This window comes from Dongia sp. (assembly GCF_041918875.1).
GTDB lineage: Bacteria > Pseudomonadota > Alphaproteobacteria > Dongiales > Dongiaceae > Dongia.
In genome coordinates, this window is the sequence record NZ_JAYRUV010000008.1 from 42,726 (window position 1) to 66,367 (window position 23,642).

The following is a 23,642-nucleotide window of genomic DNA, read 5'->3' on the forward strand; positions in this document are numbered from 1 at the left end:
CTCATGGAACTCTCGCTCAGCCCGCGCGCGGCCGACTATGTCCGCCAGATCGATGCCTTCCTCGACGAACATGTGATCCCGCTGGAAGGCGATCGCGCCAATTTCGATGCCGGCGACAATATCCGCGAGGATCTGCTGCAGCGCCTGCACGCCAAGGCGCTGGCGGCGGGCCTGTGGAATTTCCAGCTGCCGGAAAAACTCGGCGGCAAGGGTCTCAAATTCACCGAGCTGGTGCCGATCTACGAAGCCGCCGGCCGCTCCATCTTCGGTCCCGCCTGCTTCAATATCGCCGCCCCGGACGATGGCAACATCCACCTGCTGGCGCGCGTGGCGACACCCGAACAGCAGGAACGCTGGCTGATGCCCATCGTCCATGGCGAGGCACGTTCCGCCATCGTCATGACCGAGCCAGAGCCCGGCTCCGGTTCCGATCCCGCCGGCATGATGCGCACGACGGCCGAGAAGAAAGGCGGCAAGTGGATCGTGCACGGCCATAAATGGTTCATCACTGGGGCTGAGGCGGCCGAGCATTTCATCCTGCTGGCGCGCACTTCCGACGATCCGCGCCGCGGCCTCACGGCGTTCCTGTTCGACCGCGGCCAGCCCGGCTGGCGCATCGAGCGCCGCATTCCGATCATGGGGCCGGAGGAACATGGCGGCCATTGCGAACTCATTCTCGACGGCCTCGAAATTCCCGACGAGAACCGCCTGATGGGCGTGGGCGAAGGGATGAAGGCCGTGCAGATCCGCCTCGGCATCGCGCGCCTCACGCATTGCATGCGCTGGCTCGGCCTGTCGAAGCGCGCCCTCGACATCGCCTGCCGGCATGTTCAGCACCGCGTGGCCTTCGGCACCACGCTGATGGAACATGAGGGCGTGCAATGGATGCTGGGCGAAGCCGCCATGCAGGTGCAGATGGGCCGGCTCCTCACTTTCAACGCCGCCTATCAGCTCGATCTCGGCCGCCGCGCGCGCAAGGAGGTGTCGATGGCCAAGGTCGCCGTGGCCGACTGCCTGCACAAGGCGGCCGATACGGCCATCCAGCTTCTGGGCGCCAAGGGCTATTCCAAGGATACGGTCCTCGAATGGATCTACCGCTACGCAAGGCAGGCGCGCCTGGTCGATGGCGCATCCGAAGTTCATAAGATGATTCTCGCGCAGCATCTCGCGACCGAGGGCCGCGATTTCTGGAAATGGGATTGAGTATCGTGCTGGGCAACAAGATCGCCGCGCTCGAATCTTTTCTTGGCCGGCAGACCGGCGCCGGCCATGTCGGCGTCAAGCTGATCGGTCGTCTGGGCGGCGGCGCCATCCAGGAGAACTGGGCTATCGATCTCGACATCGATGGCGAGACCCTGGCCGCCGTCCTGCGTGCCGACGCGCCGAGCGGCGTTGCCGAAAGCTGGGGCAAGGCGCAGGAATTCGCGATCCTCAAGGCCGCCGTTGCGGCCGGCATGAAAGCGCCCGAGCCGCTCTGGCTGGAGCCGATCGGCAATGTCATCGGACAGCCGTTTCATATCACGCGCAGGCTCGGCGGCTCGGCCGATCCGCGCAAACTGGTGCGCAATATCGAAGAAGAGGAGGGCGATGCGCTCGCCCGCGAACTTGGGGCCGAGCTCGCGAAGCTGCACAAATTGACACCCGCCGGCGCGTCGTCAGACCTCGCTTTCCTGCCACCGGTCCCTGCGAACCTCATTGCCGGCCGCATCGCCCGCTTTCGCGGCCAGCTCGACCGTCTGCCCGAAGCGCAGCCCGTGCTGGAATGGGCCATCAACCGGCTCGAGGATGAAGCACCGAATTACGCGCGCGGCGCGGATTCCGTGCGCCTCTGCCACCGCGATTTCCGCAGCGGCAACTATCTTGTTCACGAAGGCAAACTCAGCGGCATCCTGGATTTCGAGTTCGCCGGCTGGTCGGACCCTTACGAGGATCTGGGATGGTTCTGCGCGCGCTGCTGGCGCTTCGGCATGAGCGGAGCGGAAGCAGGCGGCATCGGCCGGCGCGAGGCCTTCTATGAAGGTTACGTGGCTGGCGGCGGCGACACCGTCGATGATGGCAAGGTCCGCTTCTGGGAGCAGATGGCGGCCTTGCGCTGGGCGATCATGTCTCTCGAACAGGCCGAACGTCATCTCTCTGGCCGCGAGCGGTCGATCGAACTGGCGTTGACCGGCCTCGTTTCACTGGAAATGGAATATGATTTGCTGGTGGACCTGCGCCTGCCCGGGTTCAAGCCCACGCCGAGGAAACGCGCAAGCGATGGAGATGCCTCATGAAGCAAAGACCCGGCGCCGACGCGCTGCTGGAGGCGGCCCTTGCGACCCTGCAGGAAGATCTGCTGCCGGCCTTGAGCGGCCGCCAGAAATTCCTGGCGGCGATGGTCGCACGCGCCGTCTCGGTCGCCGGGCAGGAGGTCGCCGCGTCCGACGCGGCCGAGCGCCATGGCCTCGCGCGCCTCTACGGCACGGAAATGACGGCCGACCTCGCCATGCTGCGCCGCCAGCTCGCCGCCGACATCCGTGCCCGTAAATTCAAACCCGGTACACCGGAGGAAACACGCCTCATCGATCACCTGATCGATATCACGGCGGCTGAACTCCGCCTCACCAACACCAAATACCTCGCCACCCGCCAACGCGGCCGAGGTGCTGAATCGGCGGTGTAACCAAACCTGGTCGAACCACCCCCTCTCCCTAACCCTCTCCCACGTTGGGGAGAGGGAATTTGGGCGAGCCACGGCCTGACAAACCGCTGCGCACTCAATGGAGTTCCCTCCCCCCAACGTGGGAGAGGGTTAGGGAGAGGGGGCGCGAAGCGAACATTGCGAGTGAACAAATTCTTTTGAGATTGGGGACTTGTCCATGAACTACCTCATCGTCTTTCTCGGTGCCGGCATCGGCGGTGCGCTGCGGCATGGCGTCAATACGCTTGTGCCGCGGCTGCTGGGTTCCGCGTTTCCCTGGAGCACGCTGGCCGTCAACATCGTCGGCTCGTTGGCGATGGGTTTGATTGCCGGCTATTTCGCCTTCAAGGGTGAGGCGTCGCAGGCCTGGCGGCTGTTCCTCACGACGGGTATCCTTGGCGGCTTCACGACATTCTCCGCCTTTTCCCTCGACACGGCGCTGCTCTACGATCGCGGCGCCACGGCACCCCTGCTGTTCTACGTGGCCGGCTCAGTGCTGCTCTCGATCCTCGCCGTCTTCCTGGGCCTTGCCGTGATGAAGCTCAACGGGCAATGAGCCCGGCGCGTCATCGCCACCCTCCATCGCCCCCGGTTGGACGTTAGCCAAACACGCCATGCTCCACCAACACCTTGATGCCGATCAGGATGAGGCCGATCCCGCCGGCGAATTCGGCCCAGCGGCCCAGCAGCGGTCCGGCGGCGCGGCCGATCAGGACGCCGGTGAAGGCCATGGCGAAGGTCACGGCGCCGATCGTCGCCAATGTCGCGGGGATATGCACGTTCATGAAGCCGAGCGTCACGCCGACCGCCGTTGCGTCGATGCTGGTTGCCAAGGCGGTCGCCATCAGCGCCAGCGCGCCATGCCGTGCCGGTCGCGGCGCGTCGGATTCTTCCGCCGACCAGGCGAGCCAGGCCATGCGGGCGCCGACGATGAGGAGCAGGGTGAAGGCGATCCAATGATCCACCGCCTCGATATGGCCGCCGATGCCCCAGCCGACCGCCAGCCCCACCAGCGGCGCTCCCAGTTCGAATGCACCGAAATAGGCGCCGATGCGCGCGGCCTCGCGCAGGCCCGGGCGATGCAGGCTGGCGCCCTTGCCGAGTGACGCGGCAAAAGCGTCGGCGGACAGTGAAAAAGCAAGGGCGAGGGAGGTTGCGAAGGGCATGAAATCGGCTCCGACGCCAGGGTTGCGAACAGCGACACGAATTCCCTCCTCTGGCGTACTGGAAGGTTCATGCCACTGGTCTCGCTCGAATCCCTCCATCCGATTTTGCGGAATGGAACGGAGCCTGCGCATACCATGAGCGGCCGATAAGGCCCTCTCAAGCATGTTGATATGCGCCCTGCTATCTGTGCAGGCAGCTACTCCCCAATGATGGCCGGAACAAATCATGGCGTCGGCGGACTGTCAAGTTGGCGGAAGCCGGTCCTACATCGCGGTGCATGCCTGCTTTGCATCGCGGCAAGTAAGCGGTTGCGGAAATCGTGGCTTTGGCGGGATGATCGATTCTGGCTGGCGCGTTAGACTGCGCGCGAGATGGCTTGAAGAAAGGAGATGCGCGATATGCCGCGACGATCGTGGGCACTATTCATTCTGTCGGCACTGTTCCTCGCATTGGGCAGTGTCGGCAGCCTGGCCAACGATGTCCGCGTCATCTTCGTCACCCACGGCCAGCCGGGCGATCCCTATTGGGAGATTATCAAGAACGGGATGAATGAGGCGGCGGCAAAGCTCGGCGATACCGTCGAATATCGTTCACCCGCGACGTTCAGTAATGAGGAGATGAAGCGGCTGATTGCCGAAGCGGTCGCCTCGCGGCCCGACGGCTTGGTCGTCTCTATCCCCGACGAAGCGGCTTTGGGGGCCTCTGTCGCGGACGCCATCGCCGCCGGCGTTCCGGTCATCCTGATCGATTCAGGCGGTGCCTTGCTGGCCAAGAAACTGGGGGCGCTCTTCTTCATGGGACAATCGGAATTCGGCGCCGGTATTGAAGCTGGCCGACGGGCGCGTGCGTTGAATGTCCGGCATCCGCTCTGCGTCGATCACGAGGTCGGCAATGTCAGCCTCGAAGCGCGCTGTCACGGCTTCGGCAGCGGACTTGGGATGAAGGTGCCGGTACTTGAAACGACTCTGCAGCCGGCGGTGGTCCGTAAGAATCTGGTCGACTATCTGGCCGCAAATCCGGAAACGGATTTGATTGTGACGCTCGGCGCGGCATCGGCGGAAGTAGCACTCGATGTGGTCCGGGAACGGCCGAAGGATCGGCGCCCGATGCTCGGCACGTTCGATATGTCGGCCAATGTGCTGGCTGCGGTGGCTTCCGGGGAAATCCTCTGGGCGATCGATGCGCAGCCCTATCTCATGGGCTATGTTCCGGTCGTGACGTTCGACCTGCTCAAGCACTACAAGCTGAAGCCGGCCATACCCGACGCGTTCTATCCGACCGGGCCCAGCTTTGTCGGCAAGGAGGATGCGCTGGCGATGCAATCCTTGTCGGCGCAAGGTTTCCGGTAGGCCACTTTCCTGGAGTGTTTCCGTTAGGCGACGAAGCGCTCCAGCACCTACGTCCACTGTTCCTTGACGCCCTGGCGCTTGCCCACGCGACTGCCGGGTGCCACTGTCGGCAGCGGGATTTCGGGCGATGGACGCCCATAGAGCCAGCCCTGGCCCAGATCGGTGCCGAGATCCAGCAGGCATTTGTGCTGGTCCTCGCGCTCGATCATTTCCGCGACGGTCTTGATATTGAGGCAGCGGCAGGTCGTCAGCACGCCCTGCACGATGGCGCGTTCGCGCAGCGATTCCGTGATGCTCTTGATATAGGCGCCGTCGATCTTGACGAAATCCACCTGCAATTGCTGCAGATAGGGCAGGGAAGACGCGCCAGCACCGAAATCGTCCAGGCAGACCAGATGACCGGCACTGCGCAGGCGGTCGACGGCTCCTGCCGCCTTCGGCAGATCGTCTAGCTTGGCGGATTCGGTCACTTCGACGATGAGATGGTTTCGGTTCTTCCCCAGCTTGCCGGCCAGTTCGTCGAACATATTGAGGAAATTGTCGTTGAGGAGCGATCTTGCCGACATGTTGACTGCCAGGCGCAGGTCGCGACCCAGCTTGGCGCTCTGCTCGATGCGGGTGATCGCGCCATAGGCAACGGCAAGATCGAGTTCATGGACGATGTTGATTTCCTCGGCGAACATGACATCGGCGAACGGGGATCGCCCATCTTCGAAACGCAGCAGAACCTCGTAATGATGCGGCGAGCGATCCTGCAGATGCACGATCGGTTGGAAATGCAGAATGATGCGGTGCTGGTGAATGAGGTCGCGCATGGCGACCACGCGGCTCAGAACTTCAGCCGTCATGCGCTTGAAATACTGGTCCGCCGATCCGGCATCGAAGTTCGCGATGCCTTCGTTGCTGAACTTGCCGACGACATAGGAGAGGATGCTCTCGACATCGTCATCGCCGAGCGAGTTGCCTTTGAACTGAATCGTCTTGCCGGCCGCCCCCATCGTCGCGGGATCGAGGTCGTAATTGTCGCCGACACGATTGATGGCATCGACGATGAGGTCCGGGTTGGTGTCCTCGAGGTGCGTGACGCCGAATTTGCCGTCGCCCAATTTGGCCGCGGAATCGGGGTCGAGCGCGTGCAGCTTCAATTGCGCGCCGATCTCGGCCATCAGGGATTCGGCGCGTTCGCTCCCCATGACCCGCTTCAACTCGTCGATCTCGCAGATTTCCAGCAGGGTCAGGCAGGCGGACTTGCCGGATTTGCGCGCTTCCCGCACGGCGCGCGAGGCGGCATAGGTGAACTCGACCGCTTCCGTCAGGCCGGTAAGGCGGTCGCGACGCCTCGCACCGCTATGCGGAATGGCGTTCAGGGCCGCGCTGCTGATGCTCAGAAAGTAATGCGGCAGGTCTTTTTTCAGCGACCTGTTGATGCAGGTCGAAATCGTCAGGCGTTGCTCGACATCGCCGGCGCCGTGGGACGTATCCGGGGTCTGCGCCAGAACCAGATTGAGATCGCGCCGCCTTTGTCCCGGCTGCAGGTTGCGCAAGGCCGTCTTGAGCAGAATGGCATCGGCGGTTGTGAGGATTTCGGCCAGCGGCTTGCCGACGAGTTCCGCCATGTCGATACCCAGGATCGACTTTATGGCGCCGCCCGCCCACAGAACCTTGCTGGTCTCGTCGAGTTCCAGCAGAACGTCGGCATTGGAAAAGGCGAAGCCGACAAAACGGTCGCGTTCCTCGCGCAGACGGTCCGTGGCAGGTGCTGGCATGTTTGTTCCTGACTGCAGGAGGAAGGAATCATAAAGCGTTCCGGCCGGTTTCCACCCCTTGGCCGTGGCTGATAATCGGAGATTCACTGTTAATATTGTGTCAATTCTTTCGGATTTCCGGAAGAAAAGATGAGAATTATTTCCGAGGCTCGCGCATAACGCGCGCCGCACCGGCTCTTCCTTTCCCTTGGCAGGCACGATCTGGCGCGCTATCCATGGGCGAAACAATCCTCCAGGGAGACATAAATGCACAGAATTTTGAGCGGAATTGCCGCCGCGATCATGGCGGTTGCCTTTGTCCTGCCCCTTCAGGCACAGGCGCAGGACACCAAATCGCTGCTCGACCAAATCCTCGAACGCGGCTCGCTCCGCGTTGGCACCACCGGCGACTACCCGCCATATTCCGAACTCGACCAGGCCAGCAGCACCTATAAAGGCTATGAAATCGACGTCGTCACGCAGCTGGCGACCGATCTCGGGGTGAAGGTCGAATTCGTGCCGACGACTTGGGAGACGCTGGCGGCCGGTATCCAGGCCGGCAAGTATGACGTGGCGGCCTCGGGCATCACGCTCACGCTTGAGCGCCTCAAGAGCATCGGCTTCTCTGCCGCCTATCTCGATTCGCCGCTGGTGCCGCTGGTGCAGACAAAGGACGGCGCCAAATACGCCGCTTGGCGCGACCTCGACAAGGAAGGCATCCGCATCGCGGTGCAAAGCGGCACGTCCGCCGAGGAATCCGCCAAGAAGAATTTCACCAAGGCCGAGATCGTGCCGATCGTGGCGCCGGCACTCGACTATCAGGAATTGCTGGCCGGCAAGGTCGATGCCGCCATCACCGACACCGTCTTCATCAAGAAGGCGCTCGCGCAATATTCCGACAAGCTCGTAGCCGTCGATCCGACCCACGCCATCGAAGGCCAGCCCAACGCCATGATGACCGTCCGCGACGATTATGTCTGGCGCAACTGGCTCGACACCTGGGTCGCGATGAAAGTCCAGTCCGGCTTCTTCGACGCCCTCTTCACCAAGTGGATCGCGGGCAGCTGACGTTAATATTCCTGGGTTAGGGGAGCGGCGCTGGCATGGCCCGATCATCGAAATTGGGCCGTACCGGCGCCGTTCTGTTTTTACCGCTGCTGCTATCCGGCTGCGGCGACTGGACACCGCTGTTGCCCGGGACGCCAATGGGCGACAAGAACTTCTGGTTCCTGACGGCGGGTATCGAATACACGTTGCTGATTTCGCTCTATGCGATTGTCATCGGCTCGTTGATCGGCCTTACCGGCGCGATCATGTCGCGCAGCAAATTTCGTATCGTGCAGCGCGTGGTCTGGCTCTATGTGGAAGCTTTCCGGATGGTGCCGCTCTTCGTGCTCTTGCTGTGGATTTATTACGCGCTGCCTATCGCCATCAATGAGCTGCCTGAAGAATATGTGCATCTCCCCGGCCTCGATATCCTCAGCCAGATGACGCCGTTCACGGCCGCATGCGTTGGCCTGTCGCTGAATGCGGGCGCTTTCCTGGTCGAGATTTTCCGTGCGGGGATGGAAAGCGTCTCGAAGCAGCAGATCGATGCTGGCCTCGCGTTCGGCATGTCGCGGCCGCTCTTGATGCGTCGTATCATCCTGCCGCAAGCCATCCGCCGCATGCTGCCGCCGATGACCAGCCAGTTCATCTCCACTGTGAAGGATTCGTCTCTCGGCGGCGCCATCGGCGTCATGGAGGTGACGCGCCGCGCCACGCTCCTGCAGACGCAGATTCTCCATCCGATGGAGATCTACACCTTCCTTACCCTGCAATACATGGTGATCCTGATCCTGCTTACCGCGCTCGCCCGGTATCTTGAGCGGCGCTACCCGCAGCACGCTTAGTCAAGCAGTTTTTCCGCCCGTTGCATCGGTTCGTCGGCGGCCAGGACCAGCGCCTCGAACGCCGCGCGCAACTGTTCGCAGCGCAAGGTGCCGGCCTGCGACAAAACCTTGGTGACGATCTTGTGCCGGGCGTGGAACTGCACCATATCGACCGAGACTTCCCTGGGCAGCAAGGCGAGCTTGTCGGCATTGGCTTCGAACACCGTCATCGGCGGCAGTGCGATGCTGGCCAGTTGCGCCGTCGGAATCGGCAGGTCCTGGATGAGGCTCGCCGTGCCCTCGAAGGCGGCCTGTGCCGCGGCGCGGATCGCCAGCACTTCGCCGAGAAGGATGGCCAGCAGCGACTGCATTTCCGCTTCGTCGTTCGCCTCGCGCCCGCGCTTGCGGCTGCTGCTGACGAAAAGGGCGGTCAGTGCGGCCAGTGCCAGGAAGGCTATGATGGGGATCTGAATGAGCCATCCACGTGCAAGATCGCGGTCCATCGACGGTTCCGGCGCCGGCGGAGCTTGCTCGATCGCCATCGGTTCGGCTGCGGGCTTCGTCCATATGCCGAGTTCGCGCCCGCGCGCTTCGGTTTCGGCGGCATCGTAGCGCGCCGCGCGTTCGCGTTCGGCGGCGTCGGGCGAGGTGGTCTGGCGATAGACCGCCGCCATGCCGCCGGCCAGCATCGCCTCCGCGACATCGTCCGCGCCAACCTTGCAGACACCGGACAGATGCTGCGCATCGGCACCACGGTCCATTACGTCGCAAGCGAGCCTTTGCCCATCGATCAGCGCCTGTAAGGCCACGCGCGCTTCGGGGCCCATCGGCACGGTCATCAAGGGAGCTGCAATGCCATCGAGCTTGAAAATCACGTCCCCGATCGCAATTTCATCGCCATCAATGGCCTGGCCGGTGCCTTCGAGAATCGGCGGCAGCGGTGCCTCGAGCGGCGTCGCATCGACATCGCCCACGGGCACTGCCGGTGGCGGTGGCTGCAGCGGATTCTTCTGCTTGGCCATGGACGGCGCGGCGAACGCGAGGGAGAGCAGGGCGGCGCTGGCGAGCCAGATCTTAATCTTCATTGAAAATCCTAGACTTTTTGGGCGTCCCTGGGGGCCTTGGTAAGGGGTCGCTCACGAAGCGTCAATGGGGGTCTGGACAGCGAGCTTGAAACTGAATAAGCATTCAAGAATTGAATGAGTATTCAGCTTCAAGGGGGTCCGATGGCGGCCAAATACGATGCGATCGTGATCGGCGGGGGTCATAACGGGCTGGTTACGGCCGCTTATCTCGCCAAAGGGGGCGAGAAGGAGGGGAAGAACAAGCTCAAGGTGCTGGTGCTCGAGCGCTATCACAAGGTGGGTGGGGCGGCGATGTCGGAGGAGATCTATCCCGGCTTCACCTATTCGACCTGCTCCTATGTATGCTCGCTGCTGCGGCCTGAGATCTTCCGGTTTCTCGATCTGCCACGACATGGATTGCAGGTGATCCCCTACGAAATCAACTCGTCGCCCAATCCGGAGGGCGAGGGGATCGTCACTTATTCGGACCATGACCGCACGCGCGAATCCTTGCGGCGTCATTCGATCAAGGACGCCGAGGCTTACGATCATTACGCCGCCGAGATCAGCCGGCAGTGCCGCTTCATCAAGCCGCTGCTGATGGTCACGCCACCCGATCCGACGCAGATCAACCCATTCGCGCAGAACAAGATCAACCCCTGGGGCAAGCGCAACGACCTGGAAGGACTCCTCAAGATCGCGCGCGAGTTCGGGCGCATGGGCGAGAAGCAGATGTATGAGATCATCCGCTTCTGGACCATGTCGATCGGCGACTTCCTCGATGAATATTTCGAGACGCCGCGCTGGAAGGGATTTGCCGCCGCCTCGTCGATCATCGGCACGGCCTTGGGGCCCTATTCGCCGGGGACGGCCTATGTGCTGCTGCATCATTACATGGGCGAGGTCGACGGGCAGATCGGCGCCTGGGGCTTTGCGCGGGGCGGCATGGGATCGGTCTCGAAGGCAATCGCCTCGGCCGCAACGGAAGCGGGCGTCGAGATCCGCACCAATGCGGAAGTGGCCAAGGTCATCATCCGGGGTGGCAAGGCCGTCGGCGTGACGCTCGCCAATGGCGAGGAGATCCATGCGCGCACCATCGTCAGCAATGCCGATCCGAAGCGTACATACCTCAAGCTCATCGAGAAGTCGGACCTCGATTCCATCGATCCGGATATCCATACCTATGCCAAGAACTTCAAGATCCGCGGCAGTTCAGGCAAGCTCAACATCGCGCTCGACGGGCTGCCGCAATTCGCCGGCCTGCCCAAGGAATCGGCCTGGGGCACGGTCGATATCGGCGGCGATTTCGATTACATCGAACGCGCCTATGACGATTACAAATATGGCTCCTGGTCGAAGCGGCCGTTCCTCGACATCGTCATTCCGACGACGGTGGATCCGACCATGTCGCCGCCCGGCAAGCATTTCATGTCGGTCTTCGTGCAATACGTGCCCTACAAGCTCGCCGAACAGCCCTGGACACCGGAGATGAAGGCGGCGTTCGAGAAGGACGTGCTCGACACGATCGAGATGAACGCGCCGGGATTCAAGAAGCTCATTCTGCATTGCCAGACGCGGACACCGTGGGACATCGAGAATGAAGTGGGCCTCACGGAAGGCAACATCTTCCAAGGTGAACTGACGCTCGATCAGATGCTGTTCAACCGGCCGTTCCCGGGTCTGGGGCAATATCGCGGGCCGTTCGACAATTTCTATATGTGCGGATCGGGCACGCATCCGGGCGGCGGCGTCATGGGTGCGCCGGGCGCCAACGCGGCGCGCGAGATGCTGCGCGACTTCAAGCATGGAGTTGTGTGATGAGTGCCAATTCATACGACGTCATCGTCATCGGTGCCGGCCATAACGGGTTGGTGACGGCAGCCTATCTTGCCAAAGCGGGTCAGAAGGTGCTCGTGGTCGAAGCGGGTGAGCAGCCGGGCGGTGCCGCGCAGACGCGCGAATTCGCCAAGGGCTTCCGCGTCTCCTCGGTCGCGCATATCCTGCATGCGCTGCACCCCAAGGTGATCGGCGATCTGGGTCTTGAACAGCACGGCCTCAAAGCCACGGCGCATCGTATCGGCACGTCGGCCATGCTGCCGGGTGGCGCGCGGCTGGACCTCACCGCCGACAAGGCGGCAACGCAGGCGTCGATCGCCAAATTCGCCCCAGCGGATGCGCTGGCCTATCATCCGCGCATGGAGCGGCTGGTGCGTCTTGCCGGAGCGCTCGGCAGCTTCCTGATGAAGACGCCGCCCAGCCCATCGCCATCGTCCAACGATTTCCAGACCAAGCTGGCGCTCGGCATGTTCGCCTTCAAACTGCGCATGATGGGCAAGAAGGACATGCTGGAACTGTCCCGCATCCTCACCATCAATGTGGCCGACCTTGCCAACGACTTTTTCGAGAGCGATATCCTCAAGGGCCTGCTGGGGATGGAAGCGACGCTCGGCGTCTATCTGGGGCCGCGCTCGCCGAACACCGTTTTCAACCTGCTCTATCGCCTTGCGTCGATGGATGCGAAGCACGGGCAGGGTGGGCTTTACCTGCCGCAGGGCGGCATGGGTGCGGTCATCGATGCGCTGGTGAAATCGGCCGAGGCGGCCGGCGTCACCATCCGCACGAACGCACCGGTCGGTCATATCCTGATCGAGAAGGAAGTCGCGGTCGGTGTGGTGCTGGCGAATGGCGAGGAAATCCGCGCGCCGACCGTCGCCTCCAGCGCCGATCCGCAGCGGACCTTGCTGCATCTGGTCCAGCCGGGGAATCTCGATACCGAGTTTCTGCGCCGGATGCGGCATCTCAGGATGAATGGCTGTGTCGCGAAAGTGCATCTGGCACTCGACGGCCTGCCGGAGGCGTTCAAACAGGCGCAAGGCCGCATGGTCTTCGCGCCGTCGACCAACTATGTGGAGCGCGCTTTCGATTGCGCGAAATATGGCCGCGTTTCGGACAATCCGGCGCTGGAGATCGTCATTCCGACGCTGGCCGATCCGGGCCTCGCCCCGTCGGGCAAGCATGTGGCGTCGATCCTGTGCCAATACGCGCCCTATAAACTGCGCGCGACCTCGCCGGACGAGGCGCGGGCACAGGTGCTGGAGCGCACGCTCAATGTGCTGGACCAGATCGCGCCGGGAATGCGCAAGCAGGTGAGTGCATCGGAAGTGCTGACGCCGCATGATTTGGAAGCGACGTTCAATCTCTCCGGCGGGCAATGGCATCAGGGCGAGGTGACGCTCGATCAGGTGTTTTTCCTGCGTCCGGCAGCCTCGTTCCAGCAATACAGGATGCCGCTGCCGGGCCTGTGGCTGTGCGGGGCGGGGGCGCATCCGGGCGGCAATGTGTCGGGTGCTGCCGGCGCCAATGCGGCGCGTGAGATATTGAAGTATCTGAAGGGGAGGCGCGGTCATGCGGCGTGAGTATCCGAGCATGTGGAGACACCCCCTCACCCGCGCGCTGTCGCGCGCACCCTCTCCCGCGAGGGGCGAGGGTTTCCTTCGCACACTCTCCGCAGGGAGACCGGCGCCCTCAGAAAACTCGCACGAAACTCCCTCTCCCCTCGCGGAAGAGGGGCGGGGTGAGGGGGATCGCGTCCGATACATGACCATTTTGGAGATTGCCTGATGACCCACGTTCAGCATCTCAAACCCTTCCTCAAGAAGACGCCGTTCCATGAGCCGATGGAGGCGCTGATGCATGGGGCGGGGTGGATTCGGTGGCAGGGCTTTTATTCGCCGGCCTTCTACGATTCCACGCAGTCGGAGTATATGGCCTGCCGCAACGGGGCCACGGTCTATGACGTCTCGCCTCTCATTAAATATGCGATCCGGGGCGAGGATGCGGCGAAGTTCGCCAATTATCTGGTGACGCGCGACCTCGCCAAAGTGGCGCCGATGAATGTCGCCTATACGGCCTGGTGCGACGATGACGGGCGCATGATCGAGGAGGGGACGATCTTCCGCCTCGGACCCAACGACTTCATTCTGAACGCGGCGCTCCATCAGCTGCATTGGCTGTCCGCGAGCGCCTATGGCTTCGATGTCGAGATTGAGGAGATTTCCGACCAGCTCGCCGGCCTGTCGCTGCAAGGGCCGAACGCGCGCGTGATCCTGGAGACATTGGGTGTCCAGGGCATCGGCAAGCTGCCGCATTTTGGCATCATGGAGACTTCGGTCGACGGTCATTGGCTGCGCATCGACCGGGCCGGCTTCACGGGCGACCTCGGCTATGAGATCTGGGTGAAGCCGCAGGACGCGCTGTGGCTGTGGGAAACCCTGTTCCGCGTCGGCGATCCGCTGAAGATCGCGCCGATGGGCGGTCATGCCCTGGAGATGACCCGGATCGAGGCCGGCTTCATCCTGGTCGATGTCGATTATATCGGGGCGCATCATGCAATCCGGCCGACACAGCGCGTTTCGCCCATTGAGGCGGGCATCGGCTGGGCGGTGGCGCTGAAGAAGGACGCCTATTTCGTTGGCAAGCGCGCGTTGCAAAAAGAAAAGGCGGAAGGCTCTTCGCGCTTCATCCTCAGCGGCCTTGAGATCGAGGGGCGCAAGCCAGCGCCGGGCGCTTTCCTCTATGCCGACGAGAAGGGGACGAAGGAACTGGGCCTTACCACCTCGGCCATGTGGTCGCCGCTCTTGAAAAGGAACATCGCGTTCGCGCAGATTCCACCGGCCTATACCAGGCCGGGAACGGAAATGTGGATCGAGATCTGGTATCCGAAGGAAAAGAAGATCGAGCGCAGCATGGTGCGATGCTGGACGCGGAACCGCATGTTCTTCGACCCGGCTCGGAAGAAGGAGATTGTGTGATGTCCACCGATACTCTCATCTTGTCATGCCCCGGCTTGGCCGGGGCATCCACGAGTTTCTTCACTAATATGCAAACTCGTGGATGGCCCGCCTTCGCGGGCTATGACAATTAAAAGAAGCGTACCATGGCCCGCAATCCCGGCATTCGCAGCAATCGCAAGAAGGAACTGATTGAAGCTACGATCTATGTGATCGCGGCGTTCGGCTTTCACGGCACGACGGTGAGCCGGGTGGCGAAGTCGGCCAATGTCTCGGTCGGGCTGATGAATTTTCATTTCGAAAGCAAGGACAAGCTGTTCGAGGAAGTCTTCAAATATCTCGCCAACGAATACATGCTGGTCTGGAACACGCGGGTAAAGGCGGCGCCGGCCGACTCGTGGTCGCGGCTGGAGGCCATGGTGGAAACCTATTTCGACCGCGATGTGTTCACGGGCGAGAAGCTGGCGGTCTGGTTCGCTTTCTGGTCGGACCCGGAGCTGCGCGACAAGTTCCGTGAAGCGGCGACGGCGGTCGAGCGCCGTTATGTGAAGGAACTGGAACACCAGATCTATAACATCTGCATAGCGCAACCCGCCGGCATGGCACAGGCCAAGAAGGTCGCGGTGCGGGTCGCGGGGGCCTTGTCAGCCATGATCGACGGATTCTGGCTGCAGGCGCTGCTTTACCCCAAGACGTTCAAGGCCAAGGATGCGATCCGGTCCTGCATGGCCTTCGTCAAGCTGCTCGACCTCTATTACGACTACAGCCAGAAGCTCGCGGCAGCGGACAAGAAGAAAGGGGAGAGCTGAGCTATTCTCAGCGTTGGCAGCCCCCCTCGCCCCATGATCGCGAGACGAGGGGGGGGGCTATTCCTGGGTCTGAAAGGTGTCAGCCGCTGATGCCAGGCATCAGCTTGTTGGCATCCTCGCGACCCTTGGCGAGTTCGTCGAGGGTGAGGTCGACAGCTTCCTCGAACTTGTTCAGGGTTTCTGAGAGACAGGCCGCGTCGTGGGCCGAGGAAATGAACCAGGGTTCGCGGCTGTCCGGCTCGCACATGACGCCCATGTCGATGAGGATACCGGCCATGGTGTCGTAGAAGGTGTAGTCGGAGAGCTTCCAGTTGCGGTAGGTGGTCGGCGCCTCGGCGCTGAAGAACAAGCCCGACATAGACTGGTGGCCGGTGAAGCTGTGCGGAATGCCGCGCTTCACGAGTACCTTGTGCATGCCGTCCTGCATCGCCTGGCCGTAGGACGCGATGTCCTTCAGGGCATCGGTGTCCTTGAGGATAGTGAGGGTCGCCTCGGCGGCGGCGAGGCTCATCGCCTGGGCGGTGTAGGTGCCGCCATGGGCGACACCCTTGCCGAACTTGCGCAGAATCTCCTCCTTGCCGCCGATCGCGGAAATCGGATAACCGTTGGCGACGGCCTTCGCGACGGTGAAGATATCGGCCTCGATGCCGTAGAGCTCCTGGGCACCGCCCTTGGCGACGCGGAAGCCGGTCTTCACCTCATCGACGATCATCAGCACGCCGTATTTGGTGCAGAGCTCGCGTACGGCCTTGATGAATTCCGGCTTCGACGGGATGCCGCAGCAATTGCCGAGGATCGGCTCGATGAGGACGGCGGCGATGGTGTCGTGGTTCTTCTTCAGCACATCCTCGAGGCGCTGCGCGTCGTTATACGGCACCTGCCAGAAGAGCTGGCGGACGAGCTGCGGAATGCCCTTGCCATAGGGGATGACCTTGGGGTCCTTGCTCTGGTCCTTCATGTCCTCGGGGTCGGCCGTCCACATGGTGGAATCGAACAGGCCATGATAGGAGCCCTCGAACGTCACGTAATTGTCCTTGCCGGTATAGCCGCGCGCCAGGCGCAAGGCGGCCATCACGGCTTCGGTGCCGGAGTTGGAGAAGCGCACGAGTTCCGCCGCCGGCATCATTTCCTTGATCAGCTTGGCAACCGACACTTCCTTTTCAGTGCCGAGTGCATAGACGGTGCCGACCGACTGCGCTTCGCGCGCGGCGGCATCGACGATGTCGTTGCAATGGCCAAGGATCGCCGGACCATAGCCGAGGCGGTAGTCGATATATTCGTTGCCGTCGAGATCCCAGAGGCGGGCGCCCTTGCCCTTCTTCACGAAGACCGTGTTGTCCTCGCCCCAATAGCGGAAGTTGGAGCTGACACCGAGGGGCAAATGCTTGATGGCCTCTTTGAAGTGGGCCCGATTCTTATCCATTTTGCGGCGATCGGTCTTGATCGTGGTCATCTGAAAATCTCCGTGTTCTCAAAGTGATGCAGGTGTTGCCCTGCGCTCCGGTTGGATGAAGCAATGCCAATTCAGGAGCGATGCCATCGTCCGGTCATTGAATGTTTGTACAAAAAATCTATCATGTGATTCAGAAAATGGCAATATCGCTGAATGACTATTTAATATTGCGACTGCAGCAAAGTTAAAGATATCATGCGGTTATCGCGATTCTCCCATCCGACACCGGAAAGGTTAAAGCGTCCAATGGCCAAGGCTGAAGCGGTTAAGGAAATTCGCCGTAAGCAGTTGATAGACGCGACAATTCGCGCCATCGGGCGGGTCGGCTATGCCAATGCGACGCTGACCCATGTGGCATCCGAAGCGGGGCTTTCGCCGGGCATCGTCAATTTCTATTTCAAATCCAAGGAACAGCTGCTGATCGCCACGCTGGAGCAGATCGCCGAGGAATATTCGGCCTTCTGGCAGGCGGCGATCAATAAGGGCAAGGTGGCGCCGGCCGCGGGCCTAGAGGCGATGATCGAGGCTGACTTCCATCCCACGGTCTGCAATGTCGAGAAGGTCTCGATCTGGTACGCCTTCTGGGCGGAAGCGCGCGGCAATGCAGCCTATCACGACGTGGTGTCGCGGCTGGAGCAGGATTACCTCGCGCAGACCGAGACGCTGTGCCAGCGCATCATCCAGGAAGGCGGCTATGAGGGGGTGAGTGCGGGCGATGTCGCTACCGGACTCAATGCGATGATCGACGGCATGTGGTTCGACTGCCTGATGGAACCCAAGGCCTTCAACCGCGCCGAAGCGAAGCGCATATGCCGCCAATATCTGGCCTCGGTCTTTCCGGCCCATTTCGCCTCGACGGGCAGCGTCGGCGGCGTGAAGAAGAGCAAGGGCGACAATGACAATGGCGTGGTGCTGGCGATCGACCAGGAAGTGCAGGGGCGCAATGCGCACCGCGCGCGCCTGGCCGCCGCCCTGCGCAAGCGGCTGGAACCGGTCGGCCCGCTGCGCCGCGAGGTGCTGTCGGCCGCCGCCGGCATCTCGGTGAAAATCCTGGAGAGCTGGCTGGAAGGCCGCGCCGAACCGAGTTCCTGGCAGATCGGACGTCTCATCGTCGCCACCGACGCGCAGCTGTGGATGGAAGTCTATGGCCCGATCCACGACGAAACGCAGCGCCTGTTCGAGGCGCGGCTCGCCAATGCGCAGGAGCAGGCCTTGCGCGAACGCGCGGCGCTGGCGACGTTGACGGGGAAGAAAGAGTAGGCGCGCTTCTTCCAAATCGTCATGCCCCGGGCGAAGACCCTGGCGTGGCGGACTAGGAAAGGATGAGGCGGCGCGGAGCAGGGGGCGTCTGGTGGCACACAAACTCGATCGGCTGCTGAAGCCGAAAAGCGTGGCGCTGGTCGGCGCCAGCCCGAAGGAGGGCTCGGTCGGGCGCGGCATGATCACCTCGGCCGGGATGGCGGGGACGCCGTCCAAGATCTATTTCGTCAATCCGGGCTATCAGGAGATCGACGGGCGGCCTTGCTATCCGTCACTCGCCGCCTTGCCGGAGACGGTCGACATGGCGGTCCTCGGCATCGCCAATGCGCGGCTCGAGGCGGCGTTGGACGAGGTGATCGCCTGCGGCATCGGTGCGGTCACCATCTTCGCCAGCGGCTATATCGAGAACGATGCCGAGCCGAAGCTCACCGAGCGGATCGCCGCGAAGGCGCGCGCGGCGGGTGTCGCCATCTGCGGCGGCAATTGCATGGGCTTCTATCACCTCGATTTCGGCCTGCGCGTGTGCGGCTTTCCGCCGCCGGACTGGATCCGCAAGGGGAATGTCGCCTTCATCACGCATTCCGGTTCCGCTTTTTCGGCGCTCTGTCATACGGACCGGCGTTTCGGCTTCAGTCTCGCCGTCTCGGCGGGGCAGGAGCTGGCGACGGATGTTGCCGCCTATCTCGATTTCGCCCTCGATATGCCAGCCACCAAGGTGGTGGGATTGTTTCTGGAAACCGTCCGTGACCCTGTTGGGTTCAAGCAAGCGCTTGCCAAGGCGCGTGCCAAGGGCATTCCGGTGGTGGCGCTGAAGGTTGGGCGCACGGCGGAGAGTGCCGCACTCGCCGTTTCGCATTCGGGCGCCGTCGCCGGCAACCATGCCGCCTACCGCGCGCTCTTCGATCATTACGGAATCATCGAAGTCGCCAACATGGACGAACTGGTGAACGCGCTGCACTTGTTCTCGTCCGAGCGGAAGCTGGCAGCGGGCGGGCTTGCCACGATGCACGATTCCGGCGGCTTTCGTGAACTGGTGCTGGATCTAGGGATAGAGGCCGGCGTGCCGTTTGCCAGGATAAACGAGGCGACGCGCGCGAAGCTGGCCGCACGGCTGGATTACGGGCTGGAGCCGATCAATCCCTTGGACGCCTGGGGCACGGGCAACGATTGGGAAGGTATCTTCGAGGATTGCCTGCAGGCGCTGGTCGACGATCCCGATACGGCGCTGGCGACATTCTGCGTCGAAGCGCGCGACGGGTATTATCTGAGCGCCGGCTATGCCGACATCCTGCGCCGTGTCGCCGCGCGGACGGTGAAGCCGGTCTTCTACACCACGAACGTCGGCAGCAATGCCAATCTCGACCTGACCGCGCGTCTGGCACATGACGGCGTCCCCGTCCTTTCGGGCGTCGCCTCCATGCTGAACGTGGTGAAGAAGGCGATGGCAGAACGGGACCGCGCGGCGTTGGGCGTGGATAGCATTGCACCGGCCCCCGAGGGACTGAAGGCGAAATGGGCACCGCGTTTGGCACAAGGCAATCTTTCGGAAGCTGACGCACTCGACCTGCTGGCCGATTACGGCGTGCCGGCGATCGCGCATCGTCTTGCCAGCAATCTTGAGGAAGTGCGAGCGGCGGTGGACGGGATCGGCTATCCGGTCGTGATGAAGACGGCCGCGCCGGGCATCCTGCACAAATCCGATGTCGGTGGTGTAAAGCTGGGACTGAAGGATGCAGCTTCGGTGGAAGCGGCCTATGCCGACCTCAAGACGCGCCTGGATTCTCGCGTGCTGCTGATGCCGATGGCGGGGAAGGGCATGGAAATCTCGTTCGGCATGACGCTGGACCCGCAGTTCGGTCCGGTCTGCATGGTGGGTGCCGGCGGCGTGCTCATCGAAATGATGCCGGACCGGTGTTTCGTGCTGCCGCCCTTCGGGATCGTCGAGGCCAGACGGCAGATCGACCGGCTGTCCCTGCGCCCACTGCTCGACGGCAAGCGCGGCGCTGCGCCAGCCGATATCGACAAACTGGCACAGGCGTTCGCGGCGTTTTCGGTTATGGTTGCCGATCTCGACGGCCTGATTGCGGAAATAGATGTGAACCCGCTTATCGTGAATGCCGAGGGAACGCAGGCGGTCGACTCTCTATTTGTCGTAGCAGCCACATAGGCCTGCGATGGAGATGCGCTTGCGCCATTATCTCCCCGTTAATGAACGTATGTTAGCCTGAGCAAGACAAGCGACGCGTTGCAGTAGAGCAGAATGCAGATCTCCGAAGACATCAGGTTGTCGATCGATCAAATCGGTGAAGTCTTGTCGATGCGGCCGGAACTGGTGACGGACAGGGTCGCCATTATCGCGATCACGGACCTTGACGGTACGATCACCTATGCTAACGACCTCTTTGTCGAGATCAGCGGTTATTCGCGTGAAGAGCTGGTCGGCGCCAATCATCGGATTCTGAATTCCGGCCTGCATCCGGAGCGCTTTTTCGAGGAGATGTTCCGGACCATTTCCGACGGCCGGATATGGCGCGGCGAAATCCGCAACCGGGCCAAGAACGGCAGATATTACTGGGTCGATACCCACATCATTCCCACTTTCGACCAGAGCGGCGCACTGTCGGGCTATACGGCAGTCCGCTTCGACATCACCAAGCGCAAGCAGGCGGAAGAAGCGTTCCGCGATATCTCGCAGCTGCAGACCGCTATCCTCGATCATGCCGGCTATGCCATCATCGGAACACGCACCGACGGCACAATCGAGATATTCAATCGCGCGGCCGAGAAGATGCTGGGCTATTCGGCAGTGGAGCTCATCGGCCGCGCCACGCCCGCTTTGATGCACGAGCCCAGTGAAATTGCAGCCCACGCCAAGCGTTTGAGTGCCGCTCTGAAGCGTCCTGTCGAACCAGGTTTCGATGCCTTTGTCGCCGAAGCGATTGCCGGCCAGCGCAGCGAGCATGAATGGACTTATGTGCGCAAGGATGGCAGCCGCTTCCCGGTCCTCCTCAGCGTGACGGCACTCCGGAATGAGGAGGGCGAACTGACCGGTTTCCTCGGCATGGCGGTCGATATTTCGGAACGGCGCGAGCGCGAGGCGGCCTTGACGCGGACGCAATGCGAGTTACAGAACCGGCTTACCGATTTGGAACTGGCCAATGAACGCATCGAGATGGAAGCGGCGCGGCAGGTGACATTGTTGGAAGACCTGGCCATCGCGCGAGACGAAGCCCAGGCGGCCGTTACCGAGAAGTCGCGCTTCCTCGCCACGATGAGCCACGAAATCCGCACGCCGATGAATGGCGTTGTCGGCGTGCTCGGCTTGCTGAAATCCTCCGATCTGACGACGGAGCAGGCCAATCTGGTGGGGACAGCCTTGCGGTCGGCAAACGAACTGATCCAGATCACCACGGATATCCTCGATCTTTCAAAGCTGGAAGCCAACAAGACCGAGCTGGAACTGGCAGATTTCGATATCCGGGAATTGATGACCGATGTCGTCGGATTATTGCGCCCATCGGCCCTGGCAAAGGGCGTGGATCTTCATTGCGCGCTGGCGCCTCAATTGCCGCGTTTCCTGAAAGGCGATGCTCACCGCATTCGGCAGATTGTCGTCAATCTCATCTCCAACGCAATCAAGTTCACCTTGCATGGGTCCGTTTCGCTGCAGGTCGATTGCAGCTGCTTGGGCGATGCTGGAGTCTGCTTGCTGGTTTGGGTCAAGGACACGGGAATTGGCATCGACCAGGAATCGACGAAGCGCCTGTTCAATCGATTTGCGCAGGCCGAACAATCGACGACGCGCCGCTATGGCGGCACGGGATTGGGCCTTGCCATCTGCAAGCAACTGACGGAACTGATGAGCGGCGAGATCGGCGTCGAAAGTCAGTTCGGCGTCGGCAGCACTTTCTGGTTCAAGATACCGATGCAGGTCGGTAGAGCGCCTGACCTGAAAACCTTGGGCGGTCAGACGCTGGAAGAGCGGTCGCTGAGGTTGCTGGTGGCTGAGGACAATACGACCAACCAGTTCCTCATGCGGGCCATTCTGGAATCCCTGGGCCATCAGGTAACCATCGTGGACAATGGCGTGGAGGCGGTAAGAATAGCTGGCATCCAGGATTTCGACGCCATTCTGATGGACGTGCAGATGCCCGTGATGGACGGTCCCACGGCGACACGTGAGATCCGTCATTTGAATTCGCGCGCGGCGCGTCTGCCGATCGTGGCTCTGACCGCGAATGCGATGCCCGGCGACCGGGAACGCTACATTGCCGCCGGCATGGACGATTATGTCAGCAAGCCGGTCGATCCCCACAAATTGATGGACGTTCTGGCGGGCCTGATACTGCGTCCGGAGAGCGCGTGATCTGTCCAATGGCGGGGATGGATCGGGCCGGCGAAGCCTTGCACCAATCAATCCCTCTGCGCGGGTGCGAGAGGGATTGGTTCAGCAATGATTTCAGGCCGCTTCGCGGTTCAAGGGCTGGCACATGCAGTGGACGCCGCCGCCGGCCCAGGTGAACATGGTCATGTCCGGGTCGTAGACGGTGAAGCCGTTGGCGCGGAGCTTGGCGTTCAAATCCTTGGCACCGAGCGTCGAGAGAATGCGATCCTTGCCCAAGGCCACGACATTGCAGCCCAGCGCCATGGTTTCCTTGAAGGTCGCCGGGATGATCTCGATCTTCTTGGCTTTCAGGAAGTCGATAATGTCATCCTCAGTCGTCTCGAGGCAAACCGCAGCTACACGCTCGTTCAGCATGCAGACCATCAGATCGATATGGACGTAGAACTGGTCGATCGGCGCGAATTTGATTTCCCAGCCCTCGTCCTTCATCCATTCCGAAATCTGGCGGGCGGAGATTTCCTCGGAGCGGTGGTCCGTGTAGCCGATGAGGGCGGTCTTGTTGGCGATGATGTTGAAATCGCCGCCTTCGAAATTGCCCGAACTCACCATGTCGTAGATCGGAATATCATTCTCCAGATAGAAGCGCAGGCATGAGGCGTATTCGCCGCGCCGGCGCGGATTGGCCATCTGGCAGATGACGGCGCCATAGGGCGTCATGAAAGAAGAATCGCGGGCATAGACCTGATAGGGATTATGCTCGTCCAGCGGCAGGAAGTGGCAATTGACGCCAGCGCTTTCATAGGCGCTGACCATCTCGCGGTGCTGGCGCATGGCGAGTTGCTTGTCGAATTTGTAGCCCTTGCGCATGGTGTCGCGCACCAGCGACGACCAAGCGGCGTTCTCCAGCCCCATCCAGCGGAAGCCTTCGGCCGGCCCGAGCAGCACGTCTTTGAGGGCCCCGGATTCCGAGGCGAGATTCCATTTCTTCATGAGCGGCGTGCCGCCGCCAACGACGCGGCCGCGAAGGGGTGCTGAAATGCTGGTCATCGGCTCGTTCCCTGTCTGATCGCGAGGGACGGAAGAATAACAGTGTCGCCCGGATGCGGCCC

At 61.9% G+C, this 23,642-nt stretch carries 19 protein-coding genes and 1 riboswitch; of the genes, 14 read left to right on the forward strand and 5 right to left on the reverse strand.

Annotation, left to right across the window (positions count from 1 at the left end; genetic code table 11):
• Window positions 1–3: 3 nt before the first annotated feature.
• From ACE3TY_RS10060 to crcB, 4 genes are all read left to right on the forward strand, one after another.
• Complete coding sequence (locus ACE3TY_RS10060; RefSeq protein ID WP_374652894.1) at window positions 4–1,203, forward strand: acyl-CoA dehydrogenase family protein; 1,200 nt, start codon at window positions 4–6, stop codon at window positions 1,201–1,203.
• A 5-nt stretch (window positions 1,204–1,208) separates the two neighbouring features.
• Window positions 1,209–2,273: a phosphotransferase family protein gene (locus ACE3TY_RS10065; protein WP_374653034.1), complete on the forward strand. Its 1,065-nt coding sequence runs from the start codon at window positions 1,209–1,211 to the stop codon at window positions 2,271–2,273.
• The gene (locus tag ACE3TY_RS10070; protein WP_374652895.1) at window positions 2,270–2,662 is read left to right on the forward strand and encodes a DUF6285 domain-containing protein; all 393 of its coding nucleotides are present in this window, start codon (window positions 2,270–2,272) and stop codon (window positions 2,660–2,662) included. The genes ACE3TY_RS10065 and ACE3TY_RS10070 overlap by 4 nt, the downstream gene beginning before the upstream one ends.
• A gap of 196 nt (window positions 2,663–2,858) precedes the next feature.
• Window positions 2,859–3,236, forward strand: a complete 378-nt coding sequence (gene crcB, locus ACE3TY_RS10075; protein ID WP_374652896.1) for a fluoride efflux transporter CrcB — start codon at window positions 2,859–2,861, stop codon at window positions 3,234–3,236.
• 43 nt (window positions 3,237–3,279) lie between these two features.
• Here the strand turns inward: crcB and ACE3TY_RS10080 are convergent, their stop codons facing one another.
• Window positions 3,280–3,846 carry a manganese efflux pump MntP family protein gene (locus ACE3TY_RS10080; protein ID WP_374652897.1) on the reverse strand — a complete coding sequence of 189 codons (567 nt, stop codon included), beginning with the start codon at window positions 3,844–3,846 and terminating at the stop codon, window positions 3,280–3,282.
• A gap of 6 nt (window positions 3,847–3,852) precedes the next feature.
• Window positions 3,853–4,064, reverse strand: a riboswitch (yybP-ykoY riboswitch).
• A 181-nt stretch (window positions 4,065–4,245) separates the two neighbouring features.
• Here ACE3TY_RS10080 and ACE3TY_RS10085 point away from each other — a divergent pair.
• Window positions 4,246–5,196, forward strand: a complete 951-nt coding sequence (locus ACE3TY_RS10085) for a sugar ABC transporter substrate-binding protein (protein ID WP_374652898.1) — start codon at window positions 4,246–4,248, stop codon at window positions 5,194–5,196.
• A 47-nt stretch (window positions 5,197–5,243) separates the two neighbouring features.
• Here ACE3TY_RS10085 and ACE3TY_RS10090 read toward each other — a convergent pair whose 3' ends face one another.
• Window positions 5,244–6,962 (reverse strand): EAL domain-containing protein, encoded by a 1,719-nt coding sequence (locus ACE3TY_RS10090; protein ID WP_374652899.1) that lies wholly within the window; start codon window positions 6,960–6,962, stop codon window positions 5,244–5,246.
• 246 nt (window positions 6,963–7,208) lie between these two features.
• Here ACE3TY_RS10090 and ACE3TY_RS10095 point away from each other — a divergent pair, with 246 nt between their 5' ends.
• Window positions 7,209–8,009 carry a transporter substrate-binding domain-containing protein gene (locus tag ACE3TY_RS10095; RefSeq protein WP_374652900.1) on the forward strand — a complete coding sequence of 267 codons (801 nt, stop codon included), beginning with the start codon at window positions 7,209–7,211 and terminating at the stop codon, window positions 8,007–8,009.
• Between the two features lie 35 nt (window positions 8,010–8,044).
• A complete protein-coding gene (locus ACE3TY_RS10100; protein ID WP_374652901.1) occupies window positions 8,045–8,833 on the forward strand; it encodes an amino acid ABC transporter permease in 789 nt (262 codons plus the stop codon).
• Here ACE3TY_RS10100 and ACE3TY_RS10105 read toward each other — a convergent pair.
• Window positions 8,830–9,897, reverse strand: coding sequence for a thermonuclease family protein (locus ACE3TY_RS10105; RefSeq protein WP_374652902.1), 1,068 nt, complete (start codon window positions 9,895–9,897; stop codon window positions 8,830–8,832). The genes ACE3TY_RS10100 and ACE3TY_RS10105 overlap by 4 nt on opposite strands.
• Before the next feature lie 114 nt (window positions 9,898–10,011).
• Here ACE3TY_RS10105 and ACE3TY_RS10110 point away from each other — a divergent pair, with 114 nt between their 5' ends.
• From ACE3TY_RS10110 to ACE3TY_RS10125, 4 genes are all read left to right on the forward strand, one after another.
• Window positions 10,012–11,694, forward strand: a complete 1,683-nt coding sequence (locus tag ACE3TY_RS10110) for a phytoene desaturase family protein (protein ID WP_374652903.1) — start codon at window positions 10,012–10,014, stop codon at window positions 11,692–11,694.
• The gene (locus ACE3TY_RS10115; protein WP_374652904.1) at window positions 11,694–13,292 is read left to right on the forward strand and encodes a phytoene desaturase family protein; all 1,599 of its coding nucleotides are present in this window, start codon (window positions 11,694–11,696) and stop codon (window positions 13,290–13,292) included. The genes ACE3TY_RS10110 and ACE3TY_RS10115 overlap by 1 nt, the downstream gene beginning before the upstream one ends.
• A 204-nt stretch (window positions 13,293–13,496) precedes the next feature.
• On the forward strand, window positions 13,497–14,687 hold the full coding sequence (locus ACE3TY_RS10120; RefSeq protein WP_374652905.1) for an aminomethyltransferase family protein: 1,191 nt from the start codon (window positions 13,497–13,499) through the stop codon (window positions 14,685–14,687).
• A gap of 125 nt (window positions 14,688–14,812) precedes the next feature.
• Window positions 14,813–15,475, forward strand: a complete 663-nt coding sequence (locus tag ACE3TY_RS10125) for a TetR family transcriptional regulator C-terminal domain-containing protein (protein ID WP_374652906.1) — start codon at window positions 14,813–14,815, stop codon at window positions 15,473–15,475.
• Window positions 15,476–15,554: 79 nt separating this feature from the next.
• Here ACE3TY_RS10125 and ACE3TY_RS10130 read toward each other — a convergent pair whose 3' ends face one another.
• Complete coding sequence (locus ACE3TY_RS10130; protein ID WP_374652907.1) at window positions 15,555–16,928, reverse strand: aspartate aminotransferase family protein; 1,374 nt, start codon at window positions 16,926–16,928, stop codon at window positions 15,555–15,557.
• Window positions 16,929–17,174: 246 nt separating this feature from the next.
• On the opposite strand from ACE3TY_RS10130, the gene betI reads away from it, so the two are divergent.
• The 3 genes from betI (at window position 17,175) to ACE3TY_RS10145 (ending at window position 22,554) form a co-directional block, all read left to right on the forward strand.
• Window positions 17,175–18,188 carry a transcriptional regulator BetI gene (gene betI, locus ACE3TY_RS10135; RefSeq protein WP_374652908.1) on the forward strand — a complete coding sequence of 338 codons (1,014 nt, stop codon included), beginning with the start codon at window positions 17,175–17,177 and terminating at the stop codon, window positions 18,186–18,188.
• Window positions 18,189–18,279: 91 nt separating this feature from the next.
• Entirely contained in the window at window positions 18,280–20,355 is a 2,076-nt protein-coding gene (locus tag ACE3TY_RS10140; RefSeq protein ID WP_374652909.1) for an acetate--CoA ligase family protein, read from the forward strand.
• A 93-nt stretch (window positions 20,356–20,448) separates the two neighbouring features.
• Window positions 20,449–22,554, forward strand: a complete 2,106-nt coding sequence (locus tag ACE3TY_RS10145) for a PAS domain S-box protein (RefSeq protein ID WP_374652910.1) — start codon at window positions 20,449–20,451, stop codon at window positions 22,552–22,554.
• Window positions 22,555–22,647: 93 nt separating this feature from the next.
• Here the strand turns inward: ACE3TY_RS10145 and ACE3TY_RS10150 are convergent, their stop codons facing one another.
• Window positions 22,648–23,580, reverse strand: coding sequence for a dimethylarginine dimethylaminohydrolase family protein (locus ACE3TY_RS10150; protein ID WP_374652911.1), 933 nt, complete (start codon window positions 23,578–23,580; stop codon window positions 22,648–22,650).
• Window positions 23,581–23,642 lie beyond the last annotated feature (62 nt).

What these genes read in the sequence shown, in the direction of transcription:
- ACE3TY_RS10060 (WP_374652894.1), top strand. Translation starts at nt 4, where the DNA reads ATGGAACTCTCGCTCAGCCCGCGCGCGGCCGACTATGTCCGCCAGATC.
- ACE3TY_RS10070 (WP_374652895.1), top strand. Translation starts at nt 2,270, where the DNA reads ATGAAGCAAAGACCCGGCGCCGACGCGCTGCTGGAGGCGGCCCTTGCG.
- crcB (WP_374652896.1), top strand. Translation starts at nt 2,859, where the DNA reads ATGAACTACCTCATCGTCTTTCTCGGTGCCGGCATCGGCGGTGCGCTG.
- ACE3TY_RS10080 (WP_374652897.1), bottom strand. Translation starts at nt 3,846, where the DNA reads ATGCCCTTCGCAACCTCCCTCGCCCTTGCTTTTTCACTGTCCGCCGAC.
- ACE3TY_RS10085 (WP_374652898.1), top strand. Translation starts at nt 4,246, where the DNA reads ATGCCGCGACGATCGTGGGCACTATTCATTCTGTCGGCACTGTTCCTC.
- ACE3TY_RS10090 (WP_374652899.1), bottom strand. Translation starts at nt 6,962, where the DNA reads ATGCCAGCACCTGCCACGGACCGTCTGCGCGAGGAACGCGACCGTTTT.
- ACE3TY_RS10095 (WP_374652900.1), top strand. Translation starts at nt 7,209, where the DNA reads ATGCACAGAATTTTGAGCGGAATTGCCGCCGCGATCATGGCGGTTGCC.
- ACE3TY_RS10100 (WP_374652901.1), top strand. Translation starts at nt 8,045, where the DNA reads ATGGCCCGATCATCGAAATTGGGCCGTACCGGCGCCGTTCTGTTTTTA.
- ACE3TY_RS10105 (WP_374652902.1), bottom strand. Translation starts at nt 9,897, where the DNA reads ATGAAGATTAAGATCTGGCTCGCCAGCGCCGCCCTGCTCTCCCTCGCG.
- ACE3TY_RS10110 (WP_374652903.1), top strand. Translation starts at nt 10,012, where the DNA reads ATGAGTATTCAGCTTCAAGGGGGTCCGATGGCGGCCAAATACGATGCG.
- ACE3TY_RS10115 (WP_374652904.1), top strand. Translation starts at nt 11,694, where the DNA reads ATGAGTGCCAATTCATACGACGTCATCGTCATCGGTGCCGGCCATAAC.
- ACE3TY_RS10120 (WP_374652905.1), top strand. Translation starts at nt 13,497, where the DNA reads ATGACCCACGTTCAGCATCTCAAACCCTTCCTCAAGAAGACGCCGTTC.
- ACE3TY_RS10125 (WP_374652906.1), top strand. Translation starts at nt 14,813, where the DNA reads ATGGCCCGCAATCCCGGCATTCGCAGCAATCGCAAGAAGGAACTGATT.
- ACE3TY_RS10130 (WP_374652907.1), bottom strand. Translation starts at nt 16,928, where the DNA reads ATGACCACGATCAAGACCGATCGCCGCAAAATGGATAAGAATCGGGCC.
- betI (WP_374652908.1), top strand. Translation starts at nt 17,175, where the DNA reads ATGGCCAAGGCTGAAGCGGTTAAGGAAATTCGCCGTAAGCAGTTGATA.
- ACE3TY_RS10145 (WP_374652910.1), top strand. Translation starts at nt 20,449, where the DNA reads ATGCAGATCTCCGAAGACATCAGGTTGTCGATCGATCAAATCGGTGAA.
- ACE3TY_RS10150 (WP_374652911.1), bottom strand. Translation starts at nt 23,580, where the DNA reads ATGACCAGCATTTCAGCACCCCTTCGCGGCCGCGTCGTTGGCGGCGGC.